This is a genomic window from Kitasatospora sp. NPDC001095 (genome assembly GCF_053598615.1).
Genome location: NZ_JBSFKQ010000002.1, coordinates 347,598 through 366,126, shown reverse-complemented (window position 1 = coordinate 366,126; position 18,529 = coordinate 347,598). Strand labels below are relative to the sequence as shown.

The window sequence follows — 18,529 nt, the reverse complement described above, 5'->3', positions numbered from 1 at the left end:
GGCTTGCAGCCCACAGTGGATCCCTGCGCCTGGCACGGCACTCCGGGTGGGGGTGCGCGTGCGGGAGAAATCGGAGCATCCGAGGATGGCTCGGCACCTGATCACCAGCGCCCTTCCGTACATCAACGGGATCAAGCACCTGGGCAACATGGTCGGGTCCATGCTCCCGGCGGACGTCTACGCGCGCTACCTGCGCCGGCGCGGGCACGAGGTGCTGTTCATCTGCGCCACCGACGAGCACGGCACGCCCGCCGAACTCGCCGCCCAGGAAGCCGGGTTGCCCGTCGCCGAGTTCTGCGCCCGGGCGCACGACGCGCAGCGGGCGGTGTACGACGGCTTCGGGCTCTCCTTCGACCACTTCGGCCGCAGCTCCTCCCCGCAGAACCGGGAGATCACCCAGGAGATCGCCCGCGAACTCCAGCGCAACGGCTTCATCGAGGAGCGCGCGATCCGCCAGGTGTACTCCAACGCCGACGGCCGCTTCCTGCCGGACCGCTACATCGTCGGCACCTGCCCGCACTGCGGCTACGACAAGGCCCGCGGTGACCAGTGCGAGAACTGCACCCGGGTGCTGGACCCGACCGACCTGCTGGAGCCGCGCTCGGCGATCAGCGGCAGCTCCGACCTGGAGGTCCGGGAGACCCGCCACCTGTTCCTGCTCCAGTCCAAGCTCACCGAGGAGGTCGAGGACTGGGTCGCCGGCCACGCCGACGACTGGCCGGTGCTGGCCTCCTCGATCGCCCGCAAGTGGCTGACCGAGGGCCTCCAGGACCGCTCGATCACCCGCGACCTGGAGTGGGGCGTCCCGGTGCCGGCCGACGTGTGGCCCGAACTGGCCGCCGAGGGCAAGGTGTTCTACGTCTGGTTCGACGCCCCGATCGAGTACATCGGCGCCACCAAGGAGTGGGCGGACGCGGCCCCGGCCGGGCAGCTGCGGGACTGGAAGTCCTGGTGGTACGAGGCCGACGAGACCGTCCGGTACACCGAGTTCATGGGCAAGGACAACGTCCCGTTCCACACCGTGATGTTCCCGGCCACCCTGCTCGGCTCACGCCGCCCGTGGAAGAAGGTCGACTACGTCAAGGCCTTCAACTGGCTGACGTACTACGGCGGCAAGTTCTCCACCAGCCGGCGACGCGGCGTCTTCGGCAACGACGCCCTGGACCTGCTGCCCGCCGACTACTGGCGCTACTTCATGATGGCGCAGGCACCCGAGTCGGACGACTCCAGCTTCACCTGGGACCTCTTCGCCTCGGTGGTCAACAAGGACCTCGCCGACACCCTCGGCAACTTCGTCAACCGGGTGCTCTCCTTCAGCCGCAAGCGCTTCGGCGACGACGTCCCCGGCGGGCACGCGCCGGGCGAGGCCGAGCAGCGCCTCGGCGAGCAGATCGCCGGCCTGCTCGCCGAGTACGAGGCCCAGCTGGACGCACTCAACTTCCGCAAGGCGGCGCAGGCCCTGCGCGCGCTGTGGAGCGCGGGCAACGCCTACCTGGACGAGAAGGCGCCCTGGCTCCAGGTGAAGACCGACCCGGACGCGGCGGCGCTGACCCTGCGCACCGCGATGAACCTGATCCACCTGTACGCGGTGGTCTCCGAGCCGTTCGTCCCGACCACGGCCGCGGCGATGCGCGGGGCCTTCGCGCTGCCCGAGGACTCGCCGGCCGCCACCCGCGACTGGATCACCCCGCAGGAGGCCCGGGCGCTCGACCTGGTGCCGGCCGGGACGGCGTTCACGGTGCCGCCGGTGCTGTTCGCCAAGGTCACGGAGGACGACCTGGCGGCCTGGACGGAGCGCTTCGGCGGCTCGGCGGAGTAGCGGACGCACGGCGCCGCGCCGCCGGTCAGTCCCGGCGGGCCGTGTGGACGGTCATCGCGGAGAGGTAGAAGGCGTCCGGGCGGTGCAGGATGCCGGTCGGGGCGTCCTCGGCGAGCAGGGCCTCCAGGGTGGCCCGGTCCTCGGCGTCGAGCTGCTCGGCGAGCTGGTCGTACCGCCGGGTCAGCTGGGTGTGCAGGTAGCCGCGCACCGGTCCGGAGAGCGGGGCCGGGCGGTCGACCAGGAAGGTGCGGGTCCCGGTCGGGGTCAGCCCGGCCCGCCGCAGCATGGCCGGCCAGTCCTCGATCTCCCGGGTGCTGTCGGGCAGTTCGGCCCGCATGGCGCTGAAGCCGTCCTCGTGCGCGGCGTCCATCCGGGCCTGGAAGCCGGGCCGGCCGAGGCCGAAGTCGCGCGGCAGGTAGCGCGCCGACAGGCCGCCCTCGGCGACGGCGAGCAGACCGCCCGGCCGCAGCACCCCGGCGAGCGAGGTGAGCGCGGCCTGCTGGTCGCCCAGGTGGTGGAGCGCGTTGCCGGACCAGATCAGGTCGGCCTCGCCGAGCTTGCCGAACTCGGCCGGCAGGTCGGCCTGTTGGATGCCGAGCCGGCCGCCGGAGCGGGTCCGGGCGCGCTCCAGCAGGGCGGCCGACTGGTCGACGGCCACCACCTCGGCCGCCGGGAAGACCTCCGCCAGCAGCCCGGCGATCACCCCGGGGCCGCTGCCGACGTCGAGGACCCGCCGTACCGCGCCCTCCCCGTGCAGGCCGAGCAGCCACCGGCCGGCCTCGGTGACGGCGTCGGCCCGCAGGTCGGCCTCCAGCTCCAGGTGCGCGGCGAGCGCGTCCCAGTCGAAGTCGGCGGCGGGGACGTGCCCGTGGGCGTGGGAGTGCCCGTGCGAGTGCCCGTGCGAGCGGGCGTGGTCGTGCTGGTGCGCTGACATCCGGATTCTCCGATCGTGGGTTGACGAAGGCTTCCCCGCTCAGGCGGGCAGAGCGGCACCGGACGCGCGGTACCGCCGCACCGCCCGGTCGACCTCCTCCGCCACGAGGTCGTGGTCGAGCGCGAAGGCGACCGCCGCGCCCGCCCCGGCGGCGGTGACCACCTGGGCGCGTGCAGCACCGGGTCGCCGGCCAGGTGGACCACGAAGCCCGGACCGGCCGTCTCGCCCATGGCGCTCACCTCCACCGCCAGGCTGCGGCCCGCCTCACGGCACTGGCAAGCTTTGTTGCTGCCTCGGCAAACCCAGGCCCCGGCGGAGCGCGTCGGCTCACCCCCTCGTCCGCCGCCAGTACGACCGGGCGGCCACCACCAGCGCGACCCCGTACCCGGCGAACCCGCACATCCCGACCCAGCCGACCTCCAACGCGCTCCGCTCACTGGCGAAGGCGCCCAGCCTGATCCGCGTCACCCCGGCGGTGCACAGCGTCAGGTAGCCGATCCCGACCACCCCGTACGGCGCCAGCGTGGCCGCGCCCAGCAGGGCCGGGGCGAGCGGCAGCCAGCGCGGCACCCGGCGGCCGCGCAGCGGCAGCGTCCAGCGCGGGAAGACCTGCCCCCACGGCCGGACCAGCCCCCAGAGCAGGAACACCCCGAGCAGTGCCAGCAGCATCGTGCCGTCGAGCCCCCAGCGCTCCAGGGCGAGCCAGAGCCCGGAGGATCCGTTGCGCACGTAGTCGGCGTACATCCGGTCGCCGCCGACTCCGGCGAACGAACCGCCGAGCGCCCAGACCAGCTTCATCAGCACGTACGGCGCGAACGCCAGGGTCCCCGCCCAGGCGGCGAGTTGGACGAGCGGCGGAGCCGCCGTGGGAGCGGGAACGGTCCTACCGCCCCGGCCACCGCGGGCGCCGGGCCGCAGCCCCAGGGCGGTGCGGGCCAGCAGCACCGCCCCCACCGCCGCCAGCGCGCGCTCCACCGAGTCGGGGACGCTGTCCACCGACTGGCCGAACAGCAGCGTCACCCCGTCCATCAGCAGCCCCCAGGCCCCCACCGCGGCCACCCCGCACAGCGCCCACAGCAGCCACCGGAGCCATCGGTGCCATCGGTGCCGGAGCACCGGCTGCCGCCGCACCACCGCCAGGCCGGCGGCGGCCGAGGCCACCCCCACGCCGGCCACCACCCACCCCGGCCACCCCGCCCCGAACAGCTCCGTCCCGCTCAGCGCGCACCCCAGCCCGAACCCGGCGGACCCGAGGCCCCAGCCGGTCACCGCCCACCCGTTTGTCACCATGCCGCCAGGCTCGCCCGCGCCGCCCGCACCGGCCCTCCCCCGACGCGGTGATCCGGCTCCCCCACCCGGGGGAACCGGGCGGCCCCCGAAGCGCGACACGGTGCTCCACGGCGCGAGACGGCGGCGCCATCGAGACGGCGGTGCCACGAGAACCATCACGCAGCGCGAACTCGTGGCGCGGTCCAAGGCCGTACTCGACGACGTCGAAGCCGGCGAGACCCACCGCATCACCCGCGACGGTGCGCAGATCGCCGAGAGCCGGCCGATCGGCAACCGCCGACGCCTCGTTCCCGTGGCGGAGCTCCAACGCAGGTGGCGGGGCGTCCCGCGGTCGATGCCGCGCACATGCGGGCCGGGGCCGACGCCTTCCACGGCGACGAGGACCGAGTCAGCGGCGCCCCCTGGGGCGCGCGTGAACGGACGGCGCCGGCCCGGCCGACTCGACGCCCACGCGGCGACCGGTCTTCCTCGACTCCCACCGGTCGAGGCCGCTGTGGCTTCCGTCCTGCCGGCCGAGTCCTCCCGGGACGTCGCCACGGCCGAGGCTCCGGTACGGACAGCGGCCGGGGCCCGACGGCCGGCGGGCGTGGAGGCGGGTGCGCCGTCCTCCCGGCCGACCGTGAGGCCCGCCCGGCCGCGGCGGCCGGGCGGGCCTGGGCTCACCCCCTCGGCGCGGCGAAGCAGTGGACGGTGACGGTCCGCCCGGAGGCCCAGCGCTGGTCGCCGCCGCCGAGGTGGGTCCAGCCGAGGCGGCGGTAAAGGGCCACGGCTGCGGTGTCGGTGGCGAGCACGTCGAGCACCGGGTGCAGGCCGAGCGCCCGCGCGTGCGCCACGGCGCAGGCCAGCAGCCGGGCGCCGATGAGGCGGCCGCGCGCCCCGGGGGCGACGTACAGCCGGCCGATCACGGTGGCGAGTTCCGGGCGGCCGCCGGTGCGGTGGCTCCACAGGGCGGGGGCGAGGTCGCCCGGGGCGCTGCGGGCGACGCCCACGTGGCCGACGAGTCGGCCGTCCGACTCGGCGACCCAGGCGGCCAGCAGGCCGTCCGGGGTCAGCCAGGCGGCGGGCCGGTCAGGCCAGTCGGCGGGGTAGCCGTCGGCGGCGTGGACGTCGGCCAGCACCCGGACGCAGTCGGCGAGGTCGTCGGCGCGGCGCGGTCGGACCACCACCCCCGCCCCGGCCTGCCGCGGGTCGGACGCGACGACGGTGGCGCGTTCTTCTAGGTCTGCCATGCCGGTACGTTACCGGCCTGGCCTCACCGTCGCAGCAGGTCGACGACCCCGGACAGGTCCTCCTCGCCGCTGCCGATCTCCAGTCGACGCTCCATCAACCGGAAGTACGGCTCGATCAGTTCGGGGCTCACGCCCTGCTCCTCTGCGGTGCGCAGCAGCGTCCCCTTGGCGGCCACCTGCATCGCCAGGTTGGACACCACGCCCTTGGTGTAGTCGCCGCTCTCCAGATGTTCCGCGGTCGTGCCCACCGAGTGGGACATCGCGGAGATCCAGCCGCCCAGCAGCGGCGCCAGCTCGCTCGGGGCCACGGACTCGCCCCGGATCAGCGCGAAGGCGTGCGCGACCCCGGCGAACATCCCGTACATCCCGCTGAGCAGCGCCACGTCGTACAGCGCCGCGTGCCCGGCGTCCGCGCCCACGTACCGGGTGCCGGCCGGGGCGGTGAGGGTGTCCCGGTGCTCCTCGAACAGCTCGGCCGAGCCACCGTAGAACACGTACCCGCCGGAGGTCGGGACGCCGATCATCGGCGGGACGGCCATGATCGCGCCGTCCAGGTAGCGGGCGCCGTGCCGCTCGGCCCAGGCGGCGCGCAGGCGGGACTGCCCGGGGGTGGTGGTGACCAGGTTGACCAGGTCCTTGCCGGTCAGGTCGGCGCCGTCGAGCGCCTCCAGCACGGAGTCGTCGTCGAGCAGGCAGACGACGACCAGCCGGTTCGCGGCGACGGCCTCCGCGGCGGTGGCGGCGACGGTGGCGCCGCGGGCGGCGAGCGCTTCGGCGCGGGCGGCGGTGCGGTTCCAGACGGTCAGCGGGTGCCCGGCGGTGAGCCAGGCCTCGGCCAGCGCGGTGCCCATCGCACCGAGGCCGAGCAGGGTGAGCGGGGTCTTCGACGGGTTGTCAGCGGGGTTGGTTGCCATGGCAGACAGCCTCCGCGCGACCCCGGCAAACGATCAAGTACGCACTTCGAAGTGGGCGGTTACCCTGGGGTGAGCATCGAGCTCGCGGGGCCGGGAGGGGTGGGGATGGCGATCGTGCCGAGGCCGGGGGCGCACGTCTGCGGGACGGACGCCGCGATGGACGTGATCGCCGGCCGGTGGAAGGTGTCGATCCTCTGGGCCCTGGGCGAACGCCCGCGCTGCCGCTTCGGCGAGCTGCGCCGGCTGCTGCCGGGCATCACCGAGAAGGTGCTGGCCGCGCACCTGCGCGAGATGGAGGCGGACGGCATCGTGCACCGGGAGGCGTACGAGGAGGTGCCGCCGCGGGTCGAGTACGAGCTGACCGAGGCGGGGCGCCGGCTCAACACGGCGCTGGGGCCGCTGGGGGACTGGGGGGAGCAGCACCTCCTGAGCAAGGCGCCGCACCCGGCGTAGCGCCCCCGAACGCCCGGCCCTGCCCCCGGGCGGCCCGGCCCTGCCCCGGAGGCCCGGCCCGGCGCCCGGAGCGGCCGTCAGGCGATCGCGGCCGACACCACCGCCGCCACCGCGATGTTGCAGGCGGCGGAGACCCACACCGCCGGGTGCGGCTCCGGCTCGACCAGGATCGCGCCGAGCTTGCCCGGCGTCAGCAGGTCCACCAGCCAGAACGCGACGGCCATCAGCACCAGCCCGAGCAGGCCGTAACAGGCCGTCGAGACCAGGCCCTTGGCGAAGTCGGCGTAGGTGTACATGATCGCGGTGAAGACGATGCCGCCGATGCCGAGCAACGCGGAGCTGAGCAGGACGGCGGCGTTGCGGTTGCGCTCGACCCAGATCTGGTGGCCGAGCCTGCCGGGCGTCAGCAGGTCGACCAGGCCGATGCCGAGGAGCAGCAGCACCACGCCGAGGGCGCCGTAGGCGGCCGCCGCGCCGAGCCCGTGCAGGATGTCGTTCATCGTGGTTCCAGCCCCCGGTCCGCTCACGCCGTACCCCTCGACCGCGTCGGTCAGGGCCCCGACCGGCACGGTCAAGGGTTGGCAAAAGATACCCCACCCGGGTGAGGGGCGGACCGGGATCCGGAAACCGGGGACGGGTCAGTCCTCCTCCCCCACCAGGTGGTCGACGCAGGCCGCGACGGCCAGCAGCAGCCCGGTGTCGGCGCCGTCGGATCCCGTTCGACCCCGGGCCCCGGCCGCGGAGAAGCACCGCCACGGGGACACCGGCCGGAAACCGCGTCGCGCGGCGGCCCCCGATCCCCTTCAATACCGCCATGCACCCCCGCCTCACCACCGCCGAGCTGCGCAGCGAGCGCCTCGACCTGCTGCCGATCGCCCCCGCGCACGCCGAGGAGCTGGCGGCCGCGCTCGCCGACCCGGCCCTGCACACCCACACCGGCGGCCGCCCGGCCACCGTCGAGGAGCAGCGCGCCCGCTGCGCGCGGCTCGCCGCGGGCTCCCCCGACCCGGCCGAGGCCTGGGGCAACTGGGTGCTGCGGCTGCGCGCCGACGGCGCCCTCACCGGCTACGTGCAGACCACCGTCCGCCCCGACGAGGCCGAACTCGCCTGGGTGGTCGGCACCCCCTGGCAGCGCCGCGGCCTGGCCACAGAGGCCGCCCGCGCCCTGCTCGCCCACCTCGCCGCCGCCGGCGTCCCCACCGCCGTCGCCCACATCCACCCCGACCACCACGCCTCCGCCGGGGTCGCCCGCGCCCTCGGCCTGCGCCCCACCGCCCGCACCCGGGACGGCGAGACCCGCTGGCAGGCCGACCTCACCCGGAATGCGGGCCCCCGCCGTGCGGTTTGATTGACGCATGGCATCTCGTGCACGTGTACGCGCCCCCGAACTCGTCGGGGCAGGCGGTTGGCTGAACACCGGCGGCAAGGAGCTCACCCTCGCCGACTTCCGCGGGAAGATCACCATCCTGGACTTCTGGATGTCCTACACAATGTAGGGATCTCCAGAGGGGGCGTACGTGCACCACCACACCCTGTGTGACCTGTACCTTCGACTGTCGCTCGATCGGGACGGCAAGACGGCGATCGAGCGGCAGGAAGCCGACTGCCGTGCATGGGCCGAGCGAAACGGTCTGACGGTCCGCAAGGTCCACATCGACCGAGGGCGCTCCGGCTTCAAGGACGTTGAGCGCAAGGGGTTCGACTCGGCTCTTGCCGCCGTCACGGCGGGCGTCGTCGGGACGCTGATCGTGTGGAAGCTCGACCGGCTGTCCCGCAAGGGCATCGGCCAGGTGGGCAAGGTCCTGGACAACATCGAGAAGGCGGGCGGCCGTCTGGTCTCCGTCGTCGACGGCCTCGACACCTCGAACGACTCGGCCCGCATGGTCGTCGCCATGCTCGCCGAACTCGCCCGGTCCGAGTCGAAGAACCTCGGCACCCGCGTGGCCCACGCGAAGCGGCACCTGCGCCGACAGGGCCAGTGGATCGGCGGACAGCCCCCGTACGGCCTGCTGGTCGACCCCACCACGAAGAAGCTGGTGCACGACCCCGACACCGCCATCTACGCCCGCCTCATCGCGGATGACGCGCTGGCCGGCAGGTCCCTCGTACAGATCGCCCGGCTGCTCAACGAGTACGACATCCCCTCAGCGCGGGGTGGCCAGTGGAACGCCGCGAGCATCATGAACCTGGTCAAGTCGCCCGCCTTCGCCGGCCTCATGCCCGAGACCGAAACCATCGAAGCCGAGGACGGCAGCCGGAAGTTCACCAGCCGGGTGTTCCCCTACCGAGACCCCGAGACACTGGACACGGTCAGCATCGGCGAGGGGATCATCACGGTCGGCGAGCGCGAACGGATCATCCGGCAGCTCGAATCCCGGACCCGCGTCCACGCGGGCAAGCGAATGCCGAAGCCGAACGGCACGGCGCTGCTCACCAGCCTGATCTTCTGCGACGTACCGGGGTGCGGTCGTCGGATGCACAAGGTCGGCAACAGCTACCAGTGCATGGCCCGCCGAGCGGGCAACCAGTGCCCCGGCGCCAGCGCCATGGCCGACCGGGTGGACGACTACGTGTCCGAGCGTTTCCTCTCACTGCTCCCTGCCCTGGAGTTGGACGACCCCCTGTTGGTGACCATCGCTGACCGGTGGGTGAAGCGGACCGACCCCGAGACCTTCGCCAAGCGAGACGCCGTAGCCGACGAGATCACTGACCAGGAGGCCCGGTTGGCTGACCTGGAAGACGCACGCTACGTCCGTGGCGAGTTCGATCGCCCCGGCGCACTCGATCGCTACGACCGCCTCGCCGCCCGACTCCAGAGCCGCATCGACGGCCTGCGCGCCGACCTCGCCAACATCCCGCTGCCCGCCGTCGACATCACTCCGATGCTGGACAGCGAATTGCTGTACCCGGCTTGGGAGGCTTCGACGCAGGATGAGAAGCGGGACCGCCTGTCCCTGGCCATAGACGGCGTGTTCATCAGCAAGGGCGAACGCGGGAAGCGCTTCATCCCGGAGCAGCGGGTCCGCATCAAGTGGGCCGAGATCAAGGAATAGTCTCCACCGCCACAGCGGGGCCGATGGTGGTTTGGTGTTTTGACGCCTCTTCTCAACTCACCATAGAGATTTCTAAGGGAAGCCAGGATCGACGTCCCGAACACCAAACCACCACTGGAAGGGCTTGCGCTCCAGACAGCCAGAGCCGCAGCGCATGGAGAGAAGCGAACGCGGGAGTCGTCACGGTACGTCATGACTCCTCCATCGTCGTCACTCCTCGTAGCGCCAGGGGTGAAAGTGCCGAAACTTTGGGCCTCTCCAGGTTTCTTCTTACTCGTGTTAAGAGGTTTAGAAATAAGGGGCTACTCGGGCACTGTGGCCACTCCAGGACCATGGGGGAGGGGGATGACCCCGACGATGCATCCCGCCGACCGCTTAGGTGCTGGTTCTCCCAAGCCGTACGAGTCTGGGAAAAGTGGCTGCTCCCAAGGCGCCCGCATGAGTCGCCCGCCACGTCGACCTCCGTGACGCTGGGTCACCCTCGGAGGGCGTCTCGGAAACGATGGTTTGTGAGACGGTCCGCCAACGGGGCGCAGCGATCCCGTTTCGGTGTTCAAAACACGTCTCAAAACCCCCTCGGGACCCCTGTTGTTATGAGACGAGTTCTGAGACAGTTGAGACATGACGACGACCAAGAGCACCGGCCACCTGATCGGCTACGCGCGAGTCTCCACCGACGACCAGGAGGCGCAGCTTCAGCACGACGCGCTCACCGAAGCGGGCTGCGCCCGGATCTTCACGGACAAGGCCAGCGGGAAGAGCACCGACCGCCCGGAGCTGTCGGCCGCCCTGGACTACGTCCGGCCCGGCGACACCCTGTGCGTGTGGAAGCTGGACCGTTTCGCCCGCTCGCTGATCGACCTCGTAACCATGGTGGACGCACTGTCGGCACGCGGGATCGGCTTCAAGGTCCTCACGGGCGCTCTGGCCAGCATCGACCCGAACACTCCGGACGGGCGGCTCATGCTTCAGGTCGTCGGCGCGATGGCCGAGTTCGAGCGTTCATTGATCAAGGACCGGACCCGCGCCGGGCTGGAAGCGGCCAAGGCTCAGGGGCGGACCGGTGGGCGGCCGTCCGTGATCAGTGAGGACAAGCTGACCGTTGCCCGTGCCCGCCGAGCGAAGGGGGAGAGCGTGAGCAGCATCGCGAAGGCGCTCGGGATCAGCCGGGCGACGCTGTACCGGCACCTGGAGAACGCCGAGTCGTAGCCGCTACGCCTGCCGTGAGAGCCGTCTGCCCGCCATGGGCGGGCGGCCTTCGCTGGCATCCAGGGGCGTAGGGGTTGTGAAAGTTCACAGCCGTGGCCGTTGGCGGTCCCGGCCCCAGCTCGCCACACGCGCCCTGGGTGTACTGCTGATTCCCTTCCCCCCACGGTGACCAACTAGCCATTTCTGCCAGCGACTTCGTTTCGATAGGCGCAGGGAAACAGGTCTCGAAGACACCTCTGACCGTCGTTAGCGGGTGCTCAAGGCACTCAAAGCGAGTCCGTGGACACGTCAGCGCCAGGGGTGGTTGGCTTCCCGCAGCCTGGCGAGCAGAGCTGCCCGCCGGTCGCGTTCCTCGGGCGTCAACGGGACTTCGCTGAACTCCTCCGGAGGGAGGACCGGTCGAAGCCCGGCGGACCGCGCAGGGGGCCACGGATGAGACTCCATCCAGCCGTACGGGTCCACAGGCGCAGCACCCCCACAAGGGCCCTCCAAGGGGGCCTGAGGGTCCTCCTGGACGTCATCCGTCATCGCGCACCGCCAGACATTCCCCGTCATCCACGTGCTGGGCGCGCCACTTGGCGACCTTGCGCAGGATCGTCGGGTTGTCCGGGTACTGCGCTGCCATACCGTCGAAGAGTTTGCACCCGGGACACTGGCCGGCGTCCAGGGCGGTCTCGGCGGTGATCGGCAGGATGCGCCCGACCAGCGCCATCCGACTATCGCCCGCCACAGGGCACCGCCGTATCGCCAGGGGCCTCCCGGGTGACCATCAAGACCGACACCTCGGCATGGTGGTCGCCGAGAACGTGGAAGGACGCCAACGCCCCGCTGCGCGCCTCCTTCCGCTCGGAGAACGTCCGCATACCCCAGTTCTTCGCCTTCATCGGCCTCCTCCCGTTGAACTGTCACCAAGATCTGACAGCGCCCGGGACGGTGAAACCTCGTGCAAAGGACACTTCAGAACGTCCCTCGGGCGGTACAACGTCCCTACAAGAGTCCGGACTTTGCGGGGAGACACGCGAGATGCCGAACGAAAGACTGAAAGCCGTTATGGCGTCGGGTGGTTGGACGTGCGCCGCCCTGGCAGACAAGGCCGGCGTCGACACCAAGTCGGTTGAGCGCTGGGCCAATCAGAACCGGACGCCCCGGTTGGGGACGGCCCGTGTGGCTGCCGAAGCGCTGGGAGAAGACATGTTCGCACTGTGGCCGAGTCTGCGGCAGCCACGTGCCGCGCGAGCGATAAGCCCCGAGCTGGTGGCCCTGTACAAGCAGCGGGCCGACCTACCAGTGTCCGTCATCGTGGACTTGCTGGAGAAGGCAACCCAGCGCATCGACGTGTTGGTCTACGCCGCCGTCTTTCTCCACGAGGCCTACCCACGGCTCAATGAGCTGCTCCGGGAGCGCGCCGCCGAGGGCTGTGCGGTCCGGATCGCGATTGGCGACCCCGACAGCGAGAACGTGCGGCAGCGCGGGGAGGAAGAGAAGTTCGGCCACGGCATCAAGTCCCGGTGCAGGCTCGCCCTCATGCACTACCGGCCGCTCCTCGGCACGCCCGGCATCGAGGTCCGGACCCACGGGACCACGCTCTACAACAGCCTCTACCGGGCCGACGACCAGCTGTTGGTAAACGCCCACGTGTGGGGCGTGAACGCCTTCGGGGCGCCGGTCTGGCATCTTCGACGGACAGGTGCGGGAACGCTGTTCGACACCTACGCTTCGAGCTTCGATGCGGTGTGGAGCACCGCCCGACCGGTCGAGGAGAGCTGATCCGTGGCACGGACCGAGTACTACGACGATCCCGAGGCCCCCAAGCCCAACCGACTGGTGGTCGCGGCATCCGCCGTCGTGACGGACGAGACCGGGCGCATCCTGCTCCAGCGACGGGTCGACAACGGTCTGTACGCCCTGCCCGGCGGGACGATGGACCTCGGCGAGTCGCTTCCGGGCACGGCTGTGCGGGAGGTCTTCGAGGAGACCGGCCTGGAAGTCGAGATCACCGGCCTGGTCGGCACGTACACCGACCCGCGCCACGTCATCGCCTACTCCGACGGCGAGGTACGGCAGCAGTTCAACGTCTGTTTCACCGCCCGGGTGACGGGCGGCTCGCTGCGCATCTCCGACGAGTCCACCGACCTCCGCTTCGTCCTCCCTGAGGAGATCGCCGACCTGCCGATGCACCACACCCAACACCTACGGCTCCGGCACTTCTTGGAGCAGAGGACTTCGCCCTACCTTGGCTAGATCGGCGGCACGAGCCTCAGCCAGCACCGGTGACCAGCCCTGCACCGGAATTTGGCCCGGGGCGTGGGGCTTGATTTGGGCATGGCTTCTCGTACAGGCGTCCGACAAGGAACTGAGGCTCGCCGATCCGCGAGGTAGGTGTGCCGCACTTGGCTCCCGTCGATATTTCACCCGTACATCGGGAAGTCCTTCCCAAGGATGATCCGCCAGAGCCTTATTGCTTCCCGGTGGTCACCCTGATTCTCGGCTTCCAGTGCGAGATCCGCCCTGTCCCGAGCTACCTTGAGACTTTCGTTTGCAGCCTCCCTGTTCGACTGGGTCAGGTACGATGAGAGATCGCCGCTACACCCCGCCGGGTCCTGCACCGAGAGATTGTAGAGGTTGTGGTCGAAGAACAGTCGAAGCGCTGCTCGCGAGTCACTTCCTAGCGTGGCGTACGTGCGGGCTACCATCATTTCGAGATGGAACGAAGCCAGGCGCGAGCTGTGCGCCTTGTTCCATTTCTTGGCGAACCGAATTATTTTCTTGAGGTCGCCACTTATGGCATTGTTTCGTTCCGTCAGGTGCGCCTCATGCTTCGCAGGGTTTGTGGTGAGCCATTTCCCCGACCCATCAGGTATGCCATAATCTCCGCTCTTATATTTTTCGACCGGCGCCACATCTACACTAAGGCCATCAGCATAGAAGAACCGAACGGCTTGACCCCGTGCACCGATCTTGCGCACGGGGGAGTATTCGTTAAGGACTCGTCGAACCCTGTACAGGAACTCGGAGGAGTCGTCTCGATACTTCTGGGCCCACAGGTCCGCGTCAATGTGCAGGTGGACCATGAGGTCGATGTCATCGACAGGGTTACAAGCGGTGTTCCGCCCCAGCGATCCGATGATCTTGTGCGATTGGTAGCTGATGTCACCACCGGCAGGGAATGCCGCCTTTATAACCTTGAGGACGGCATCCCGCCGCTCATAAACCTTGGTCCACGTGGCGGACGACGGCTTCACTGCGGCATCGAACTCATTGAATGCCGACACGATGGTTAGCGCCATTCTCACTCATCCCCATCCACAGAGTAGCTTTGGCCTCCGCCGCTGATGTTCTTCTCCGACTTTCTGTAGGCCAGCCGGCCTGGGGGGTCGGATGTCTTGTTCAACTCATCCCGAGTGTTAGTGAGATTGCGCAACGTGTCCCGCGCATCCTCGCGAGTCAAGTCGGCAAGGTCGATTGTAAGGAACTGTCGCGCGGCCGTCTGTAGCTGAAGATAGGCGTTTGCCGATGCTTGCGCCTGCGTCATGCGGCGCGAGGCATTGACTGTAGTCAATGTTGCAGTTAGCGCCGCCGAGGCGAGAGCCAGAACTCCGGGCCAGATTCCAAGGTCCCCGCCAAGGGCGGTTCCACCGGAGATGGCGGCAAGTGCCGCCGCTGGAACACCAAGAAAGAGGTTGATGAGGCGCCACAGCTTTGCTTGCTCGAACTGGCCTTGAGCGCTCCACAGCGCGCTTTCATGGATGCGGTCAGCTTCCACAGCAATTGATTGGTGTGACTCGGGTAGGCCCGCAGGGATAAGTGACACGAACACCTCATCTGGCCGAAGCGCGTGAGCAAGCGGATGTGCGCTGGAGGGAAATCCCACCCGTGTTGGCAGTCGACTCTACCGAAAAGTTACGAAAGCGGAAGATGTCGCGTCAGTTTTTTCGGGTGCACCTGCAATGGCTGCCGACAGCCCCAGCCGCGAAGGTGATGATCTTGACCCGTGCTTCGATGTCATGATCTCGACAGCACCTCCGCGAGTTGTCAACCAGACACCATTCGTCTCGGAATGAGTGACGGCCCGATGAGGTTGGATGTGTGCATGGCTTCTCGTGCACGTGTACGCGCCCCCGAGCTGGTCGGCGCTGGTGGATGGCTCAACACAGGCGGCAAGGAACTCAAGCTTGCCGACCTGCGAGGTAAGTGTGTCGTACTAGACTTCTGGACCTTCTGCTGCATCAACTGTCTGCACGTCCTGGACGAGCTGCGGGAGCTGGAGGAGAAGCACCGCGACACCGTGGTGATCGTCGGGGTGCACTCCCCGAAGTTCGTGCACGAGGCCGACCACGAGGCCGTCGTCGACGCCGTCGCCCGCTACGAGGTGCACCACCCCGTGCTGGACGACCCGGCGCTGGCCACCTGGAAGCAGTACGCCGTACGGGCCTGGCCGACGCTGGTGGTGATCGACCCGGAGGGCTACGTGGTCGCCCAGCACGCCGGCGAGGGCCACGCCCACGCGCTCGCCCGGCTGGTCGAGGAGCTGGAGGCCGAGCACGCCGCGAAGGGCACGCTGCGTCGCGGCGACGGCCCGTACGTGGCGCCGGAGCCGACCGCCGGGGACCTCAAGTTCCCCGGCAAGGCGCTCCGGCTGCCGAACGGCCACTTCCTGGTCGCCGACTCCGGCCACCACTCGCTGGTCGAGCTGGCCGAGGACGGCGAGACGGTGGTGCGCCGGATCGGCGACGGGCGGCGCGGTCTGGTGGACGGCGACGGCGCGGACGGCGTCGGCCCGCGGTTCAGCGAGCCGCAGGGCCTCGCGCTGCTGCCGGAGGGCTCGGAGTACGACGTGATCGTCGCCGACACCGTCAACCACGCCCTGCGCGGCGTCCGGCTCGCCGACGGCCTGGTGACCACCCTGGCCGGCACCGGCCGGCAGTGGTGGCAGGGCTCGGCCACCGAGGGCCCGGCCCGCGAGGTGGACCTCTCCTCGCCGTGGGACGTCGCCTGGTTCGACGGCCGGGTGTGGATCGCGATGGCCGGCGTGCACCAGCTATGGTCGTACGACCCGGCCGCCGGCACGGTCGCGGTCGCGGCCGGCACCACCAACGAGGGCCTGGTGGACGGGCCCGTCGCCGAGGCCTGGTTCGCCCAGCCCTCCGGCCTCGCGGTCTCGGCGGACGGTGAGCGGCTCTGGGTGGCGGACTCCGAGACCTCCGCGCTGCGCTGGGTTTCACGTGAAACACGAACGGTCCACACCGCCGTCGGCACCGGGCTGTTCGACTTCGGCCACCGCGACGGCGCGGCCGACCAGGCGCTGTTCCAGCACCCGCTGGGCGTCACCGTGCTGCCGGACGGCTCGGTGGCCGTCGCCGACACCTACAACCACGCGCTGCGCCGCTACGACCCGGCGAGCGGCGAGGTCGGAACGCTGGCCACCGACCTGCGCGAGCCCTCGGGCGCGGTGCTGGTGGACGGCGACGTGGTGGTGGTCGAGTCAGCCCGGCACCGGCTGACCAGGCTGCGGCTGCCGGAGGAGGCGGTGCGGGTCGAGTCGGTGGCGCACCGCACCCAGCGCGCGGCCACCGAGGTCGCCCCGGGCGCCTTCCGGCTGGACGTGGTCTTCGAGGCGCCGAACGGCCAGAAGCTGGACGAGCGCTACGGCCCGTCCACCCGGCTGCTGGTCAGCGCGACCCCGCCCGAGCTGCTGGTCTCCGGAGCCGGCGCGGACATCGACCTCTCCCGCGAGCTGGTGCTCTCCGCCGAGGTCACCGAGGGCGTGCTGCACGTCTCGGCGATGGCCGCCTCCTGCGACGACGACCCGGAGATCGAGTACCCGGCCTGCCACGTGCACCAGCAGGACTGGGGCGTGCCGGTGAAGCTGGTCGCCGACGGCGCCCGCCGCCTCCCGCTGGTCCTGGCCGGGATGGAGTAGACCCCCGGAGCACACGGAGCGGAGCAGGCGGGAAGGGGCCCGGCGAACGAACGCCGGGCCCCTTCCGCGAACCGTGCTCAGCTTCCGCGAACCGTACTCAGCCCTCCAGGAAGGCCTTGAGCGCGCTCGCCAGCAGGTACGGGTCCTCCGCCCCGCACAGCTCGCGCGCCGAGTGCATGGAGAGCGCCGCGATGCCGCAGTCCACCGTCCTGATGCCCAGCCGCGCCGCCGTGATCGGGCCGATCGTCGTCCCGCAGGGCATGGCGTTGTTGGAGACGAAGGACTGCCACGGCACGCCCGCCTTCTCACAGGCGGCCGCGAACACCGCCCGGCCGACGCCGTCGGTCGCGTAGCGGTTGTTGACGTTGACCTTGAGGATCGGCCCGCCGTTCGGCATCGGGTGGTGGCCCGGCTCGTGCCGCTCGCTGTAGTTCGGGTGGACGGCGTGGCCCATGTCCGAGGAGAGGCAGACGGTGCCGGCGAGCGCCCGGGCCCGGTCCTCGGTGGTGCCGCCGCGCGCGTGGATCGTCCGGTCCAGCACGTTGCCGAGCAGCGGGCTCTGCGCGCCGGTGTCGGACTCGCTGCCGGTCTCCTCGTGGTCGAAGGCGGCCAGCACCGGGATGTACGGCAGCCGGGCGGCGCCGTCGGCGGTGGCGACCGCGGCGAGCGCGGCGGTCGCCGCGTGCACCGAGAGCAGGTTGTCCAGGCGCGGGGCGGCCAGCAGCTCGCGGTCGCGGCCCAGGTAGGAGGCGGGCTGGACGTCGTGGGTCATGAGGTCCCAGCCGACCACGTCGGCGGCGGCCAGGCCGGCCCGCTCGGCGACGTAGGAGATCAGCGCGCCCTCGTCGACCGGGCCGAGGCCCCAGATCGGGGTGAGGTGGCGCTGCTTGTCGAGCTTCATGCCCTCGTTGACCTGGCGGTCCAGGTGGATGGCGAGCTGCGGCACGCGCAGCAGCGGCTCGTCCAGCTGGACCAGCCGGACGGTGCCGTCCTTGAGCGCGAGCCGGCCGGACAGGCCGAGGTCGCGGTCCAGCCAGGTGTTCAGCGGGACGCCGCCGTAGATCTCCACGGCGACCTGCCGCCAGCCCTCCGAACCGGTGTCAGGGACCGGCTTGACCCGCAGGTTGGGCGAGTCGGTGTGGGTGCCGACGATCCGGAACGGCGTCTCGGGGCCCGCTCCCTCCGGCAGGTACCAGGCGATCAGCGCACCCCCGCGGATCAGGTAGCGCCCGCCGGCCGCGGTGTCCCACGCGTCCGTCTCGGCGACCTGCCGGAAGCCCGCCTTCTCCAACCGCTCGGCGGCGCTCGCCACCGCGTGGTACGGAGACGGCGAGGTGCCGAGGAACGCGATCAGGTCGTCGCTGTGCGTCCGGTCGAAGAATGCCTGGCGGGCGGCGGTCGACATACTGCTCCTGGGTCGAGTGAGGGCCGAAGCCGGATGGGGGTCGACTTCGCACCTGAGCATATGCCCGTACACAGACAGGGCATTCGGAACACCTCGTTCGAGATGTGCCCCGTACGTGCCCGCGTACCGCCCTGCGCGACCGGGGGGTTCCGCCCCGGGGCGCCACGGCTCATCAGCAGCTCGACGCCGCGGCACCTCGGCACCACGACGCCGAAGCGCCAACGGCACCTCCACCACGACGCCGAAGCACCGACACACCGAAGGGCCCGGTGGCAGCCGGGCCCTTCGGTGTGAGGGTGTGTC

The 18,529-nt window shown here is 70.6% G+C and carries 20 protein-coding genes; 9 read left to right on the top strand and 11 right to left on the bottom strand.

Annotated elements, in window-relative coordinates:
- Positions 1 to 85: 85 nt before the first annotated feature.
- The gene (gene metG, locus ACWDBB_RS03565; protein WP_449788035.1) at positions 86 to 1,819 is read left to right on the top strand and encodes a methionine--tRNA ligase; all 1,734 of its coding nucleotides are present in this window, start codon (positions 86 to 88) and stop codon (positions 1,817 to 1,819) included.
- A gap of 25 nt (positions 1,820 to 1,844) precedes the next feature.
- Here metG and ACWDBB_RS03560 read toward each other — a convergent pair whose 3' ends face one another.
- From ACWDBB_RS03560 to ACWDBB_RS03540, 5 genes are all read right to left on the bottom strand, one after another.
- Entirely contained in the window at positions 1,845 to 2,753 is a 909-nt protein-coding gene (locus ACWDBB_RS03560) for a class I SAM-dependent methyltransferase (RefSeq protein ID WP_449788034.1), read from the bottom strand.
- A gap of 39 nt (positions 2,754 to 2,792) precedes the next feature.
- Positions 2,793 to 2,915 (bottom strand): hypothetical protein, encoded by a 123-nt coding sequence (locus tag ACWDBB_RS03555; RefSeq protein ID WP_449788033.1) that lies wholly within the window; start codon positions 2,913 to 2,915, stop codon positions 2,793 to 2,795.
- A 165-nt stretch (positions 2,916 to 3,080) separates the two neighbouring features.
- Entirely contained in the window at positions 3,081 to 4,043 is a 963-nt protein-coding gene (locus tag ACWDBB_RS03550; RefSeq protein ID WP_449788032.1) for a hypothetical protein, read from the bottom strand.
- Between the two features lie 659 nt (positions 4,044 to 4,702).
- Complete coding sequence (locus ACWDBB_RS03545; protein ID WP_449788031.1) at positions 4,703 to 5,272, bottom strand: N-acetyltransferase family protein; 570 nt, start codon at positions 5,270 to 5,272, stop codon at positions 4,703 to 4,705.
- 23 nt (positions 5,273 to 5,295) lie between these two features.
- The gene (locus tag ACWDBB_RS03540; protein WP_449788030.1) at positions 5,296 to 6,186 is read right to left on the bottom strand and encodes an NAD(P)-dependent oxidoreductase; all 891 of its coding nucleotides are present in this window, start codon (positions 6,184 to 6,186) and stop codon (positions 5,296 to 5,298) included.
- A 105-nt stretch (positions 6,187 to 6,291) separates the two neighbouring features.
- Between ACWDBB_RS03540 and ACWDBB_RS03535 the strand changes: the two genes are divergently transcribed.
- Complete coding sequence (locus tag ACWDBB_RS03535) at positions 6,292 to 6,639, top strand: winged helix-turn-helix transcriptional regulator (RefSeq protein WP_449788029.1); 348 nt, start codon at positions 6,292 to 6,294, stop codon at positions 6,637 to 6,639.
- A gap of 77 nt (positions 6,640 to 6,716) precedes the next feature.
- On the opposite strand, the gene ACWDBB_RS03530 is transcribed toward ACWDBB_RS03535, so the two are convergent.
- Positions 6,717 to 7,139, bottom strand: coding sequence for a DUF350 domain-containing protein (locus ACWDBB_RS03530; protein WP_392881730.1), 423 nt, complete (start codon positions 7,137 to 7,139; stop codon positions 6,717 to 6,719).
- A 138-nt stretch (positions 7,140 to 7,277) separates the two neighbouring features.
- On the bottom strand, positions 7,278 to 7,403 hold the full coding sequence (locus ACWDBB_RS03525; RefSeq protein ID WP_449788028.1) for a hypothetical protein: 126 nt from the start codon (positions 7,401 to 7,403) through the stop codon (positions 7,278 to 7,280).
- 50 nt (positions 7,404 to 7,453) lie between these two features.
- Between ACWDBB_RS03525 and ACWDBB_RS03520 the strand changes: the two genes are divergently transcribed.
- The 4 genes from ACWDBB_RS03520 (at position 7,454) to ACWDBB_RS03505 (ending at position 10,901) form a co-directional block, all read left to right on the top strand.
- Positions 7,454 to 7,987, top strand: coding sequence for a GNAT family N-acetyltransferase (locus tag ACWDBB_RS03520; protein WP_449788027.1), 534 nt, complete (start codon positions 7,454 to 7,456; stop codon positions 7,985 to 7,987).
- A 7-nt stretch (positions 7,988 to 7,994) separates the two neighbouring features.
- Positions 7,995 to 8,135 (top strand): thioredoxin domain-containing protein, encoded by a 141-nt coding sequence (locus ACWDBB_RS03515; RefSeq protein WP_329885017.1) that lies wholly within the window; start codon positions 7,995 to 7,997, stop codon positions 8,133 to 8,135.
- 21 nt (positions 8,136 to 8,156) lie between these two features.
- Complete coding sequence (locus ACWDBB_RS03510; protein WP_449788026.1) at positions 8,157 to 9,692, top strand: recombinase family protein; 1,536 nt, start codon at positions 8,157 to 8,159, stop codon at positions 9,690 to 9,692.
- A 621-nt stretch (positions 9,693 to 10,313) separates the two neighbouring features.
- On the top strand, positions 10,314 to 10,901 hold the full coding sequence (locus ACWDBB_RS03505; RefSeq protein ID WP_449788025.1) for a recombinase family protein: 588 nt from the start codon (positions 10,314 to 10,316) through the stop codon (positions 10,899 to 10,901).
- A 517-nt stretch (positions 10,902 to 11,418) separates the two neighbouring features.
- On the opposite strand, the gene ACWDBB_RS03500 is transcribed toward ACWDBB_RS03505, so the two are convergent.
- The gene (locus ACWDBB_RS03500) at positions 11,419 to 11,613 is read right to left on the bottom strand and encodes a hypothetical protein (protein ID WP_449788024.1); all 195 of its coding nucleotides are present in this window, start codon (positions 11,611 to 11,613) and stop codon (positions 11,419 to 11,421) included.
- A gap of 311 nt (positions 11,614 to 11,924) precedes the next feature.
- Here ACWDBB_RS03500 and ACWDBB_RS03495 point away from each other — a divergent pair, with 311 nt between their 5' ends.
- Together ACWDBB_RS03495 and ACWDBB_RS03490 are read left to right on the top strand one after the other, a co-directional pair.
- Positions 11,925 to 12,668, top strand: coding sequence for an XRE family transcriptional regulator (locus ACWDBB_RS03495; protein WP_449788105.1), 744 nt, complete (start codon positions 11,925 to 11,927; stop codon positions 12,666 to 12,668).
- 3 nt (positions 12,669 to 12,671) lie between these two features.
- The gene (locus tag ACWDBB_RS03490; protein WP_449788023.1) at positions 12,672 to 13,142 is read left to right on the top strand and encodes an NUDIX domain-containing protein; all 471 of its coding nucleotides are present in this window, start codon (positions 12,672 to 12,674) and stop codon (positions 13,140 to 13,142) included.
- A 167-nt stretch (positions 13,143 to 13,309) separates the two neighbouring features.
- On the opposite strand, the gene ACWDBB_RS03485 is transcribed toward ACWDBB_RS03490, so the two are convergent.
- Entirely contained in the window at positions 13,310 to 14,188 is an 879-nt protein-coding gene (locus ACWDBB_RS03485; RefSeq protein ID WP_449788022.1) for an SMODS domain-containing nucleotidyltransferase, read from the bottom strand.
- Positions 14,189 to 14,190: 2 nt separating this feature from the next.
- Positions 14,191 to 14,664: an SLATT domain-containing protein gene (locus ACWDBB_RS03480; RefSeq protein ID WP_449788021.1), complete on the bottom strand. Its 474-nt coding sequence runs from the start codon at positions 14,662 to 14,664 to the stop codon at positions 14,191 to 14,193.
- A 327-nt stretch (positions 14,665 to 14,991) separates the two neighbouring features.
- Between ACWDBB_RS03480 and ACWDBB_RS03475 the strand changes: the two genes are divergently transcribed.
- Positions 14,992 to 16,821, top strand: a complete 1,830-nt coding sequence (locus tag ACWDBB_RS03475; protein ID WP_449788020.1) for an NHL domain-containing thioredoxin family protein — start codon at positions 14,992 to 14,994, stop codon at positions 16,819 to 16,821.
- 97 nt (positions 16,822 to 16,918) lie between these two features.
- Here ACWDBB_RS03475 and ACWDBB_RS03470 read toward each other — a convergent pair whose 3' ends face one another.
- Positions 16,919 to 18,226 carry a M18 family aminopeptidase gene (locus ACWDBB_RS03470; protein WP_449788019.1) on the bottom strand — a complete coding sequence of 436 codons (1,308 nt, stop codon included), beginning with the start codon at positions 18,224 to 18,226 and terminating at the stop codon, positions 16,919 to 16,921.
- Positions 18,227 to 18,529: the final 303 nt, after the last annotated feature.

Coding starts and splice junctions, on each gene's coding strand:
- ACWDBB_RS03530 (WP_392881730.1), bottom strand. CDS start 7,139: ATGAACGACATCCTGCACGGGCTCGGCGCGGCGGCCGCCTACGGCGCC.
- ACWDBB_RS03540 (WP_449788030.1), bottom strand. CDS start 6,186: ATGGCAACCAACCCCGCTGACAACCCGTCGAAGACCCCGCTCACCCTG.
- ACWDBB_RS03515 (WP_329885017.1), top strand. CDS start 7,995: ATGGCATCTCGTGCACGTGTACGCGCCCCCGAACTCGTCGGGGCAGGC.
- ACWDBB_RS03470 (WP_449788019.1), bottom strand. CDS start 18,226: ATGTCGACCGCCGCCCGCCAGGCATTCTTCGACCGGACGCACAGCGAC.
- ACWDBB_RS03495 (WP_449788105.1), top strand. CDS start 11,925: ATGCCGAACGAAAGACTGAAAGCCGTTATGGCGTCGGGTGGTTGGACG.
- ACWDBB_RS03550 (WP_449788032.1), bottom strand. CDS start 4,043: ATGGTGACAAACGGGTGGGCGGTGACCGGCTGGGGCCTCGGGTCCGCC.
- ACWDBB_RS03500 (WP_449788024.1), bottom strand. CDS start 11,613: ATGGCGCTGGTCGGGCGCATCCTGCCGATCACCGCCGAGACCGCCCTG.
- ACWDBB_RS03560 (WP_449788034.1), bottom strand. CDS start 2,753: ATGTCAGCGCACCAGCACGACCACGCCCGCTCGCACGGGCACTCGCAC.
- ACWDBB_RS03475 (WP_449788020.1), top strand. CDS start 14,992: ATGGCTTCTCGTGCACGTGTACGCGCCCCCGAGCTGGTCGGCGCTGGT.
- ACWDBB_RS03520 (WP_449788027.1), top strand. CDS start 7,454: ATGCACCCCCGCCTCACCACCGCCGAGCTGCGCAGCGAGCGCCTCGAC.
- ACWDBB_RS03505 (WP_449788025.1), top strand. CDS start 10,314: ATGACGACGACCAAGAGCACCGGCCACCTGATCGGCTACGCGCGAGTC.
- ACWDBB_RS03535 (WP_449788029.1), top strand. CDS start 6,292: ATGGCGATCGTGCCGAGGCCGGGGGCGCACGTCTGCGGGACGGACGCC.
- metG (WP_449788035.1), top strand. CDS start 86: ATGGCTCGGCACCTGATCACCAGCGCCCTTCCGTACATCAACGGGATC.
- ACWDBB_RS03485 (WP_449788022.1), bottom strand. CDS start 14,188: ATGGCGCTAACCATCGTGTCGGCATTCAATGAGTTCGATGCCGCAGTG.
- ACWDBB_RS03545 (WP_449788031.1), bottom strand. CDS start 5,272: ATGGCAGACCTAGAAGAACGCGCCACCGTCGTCGCGTCCGACCCGCGG.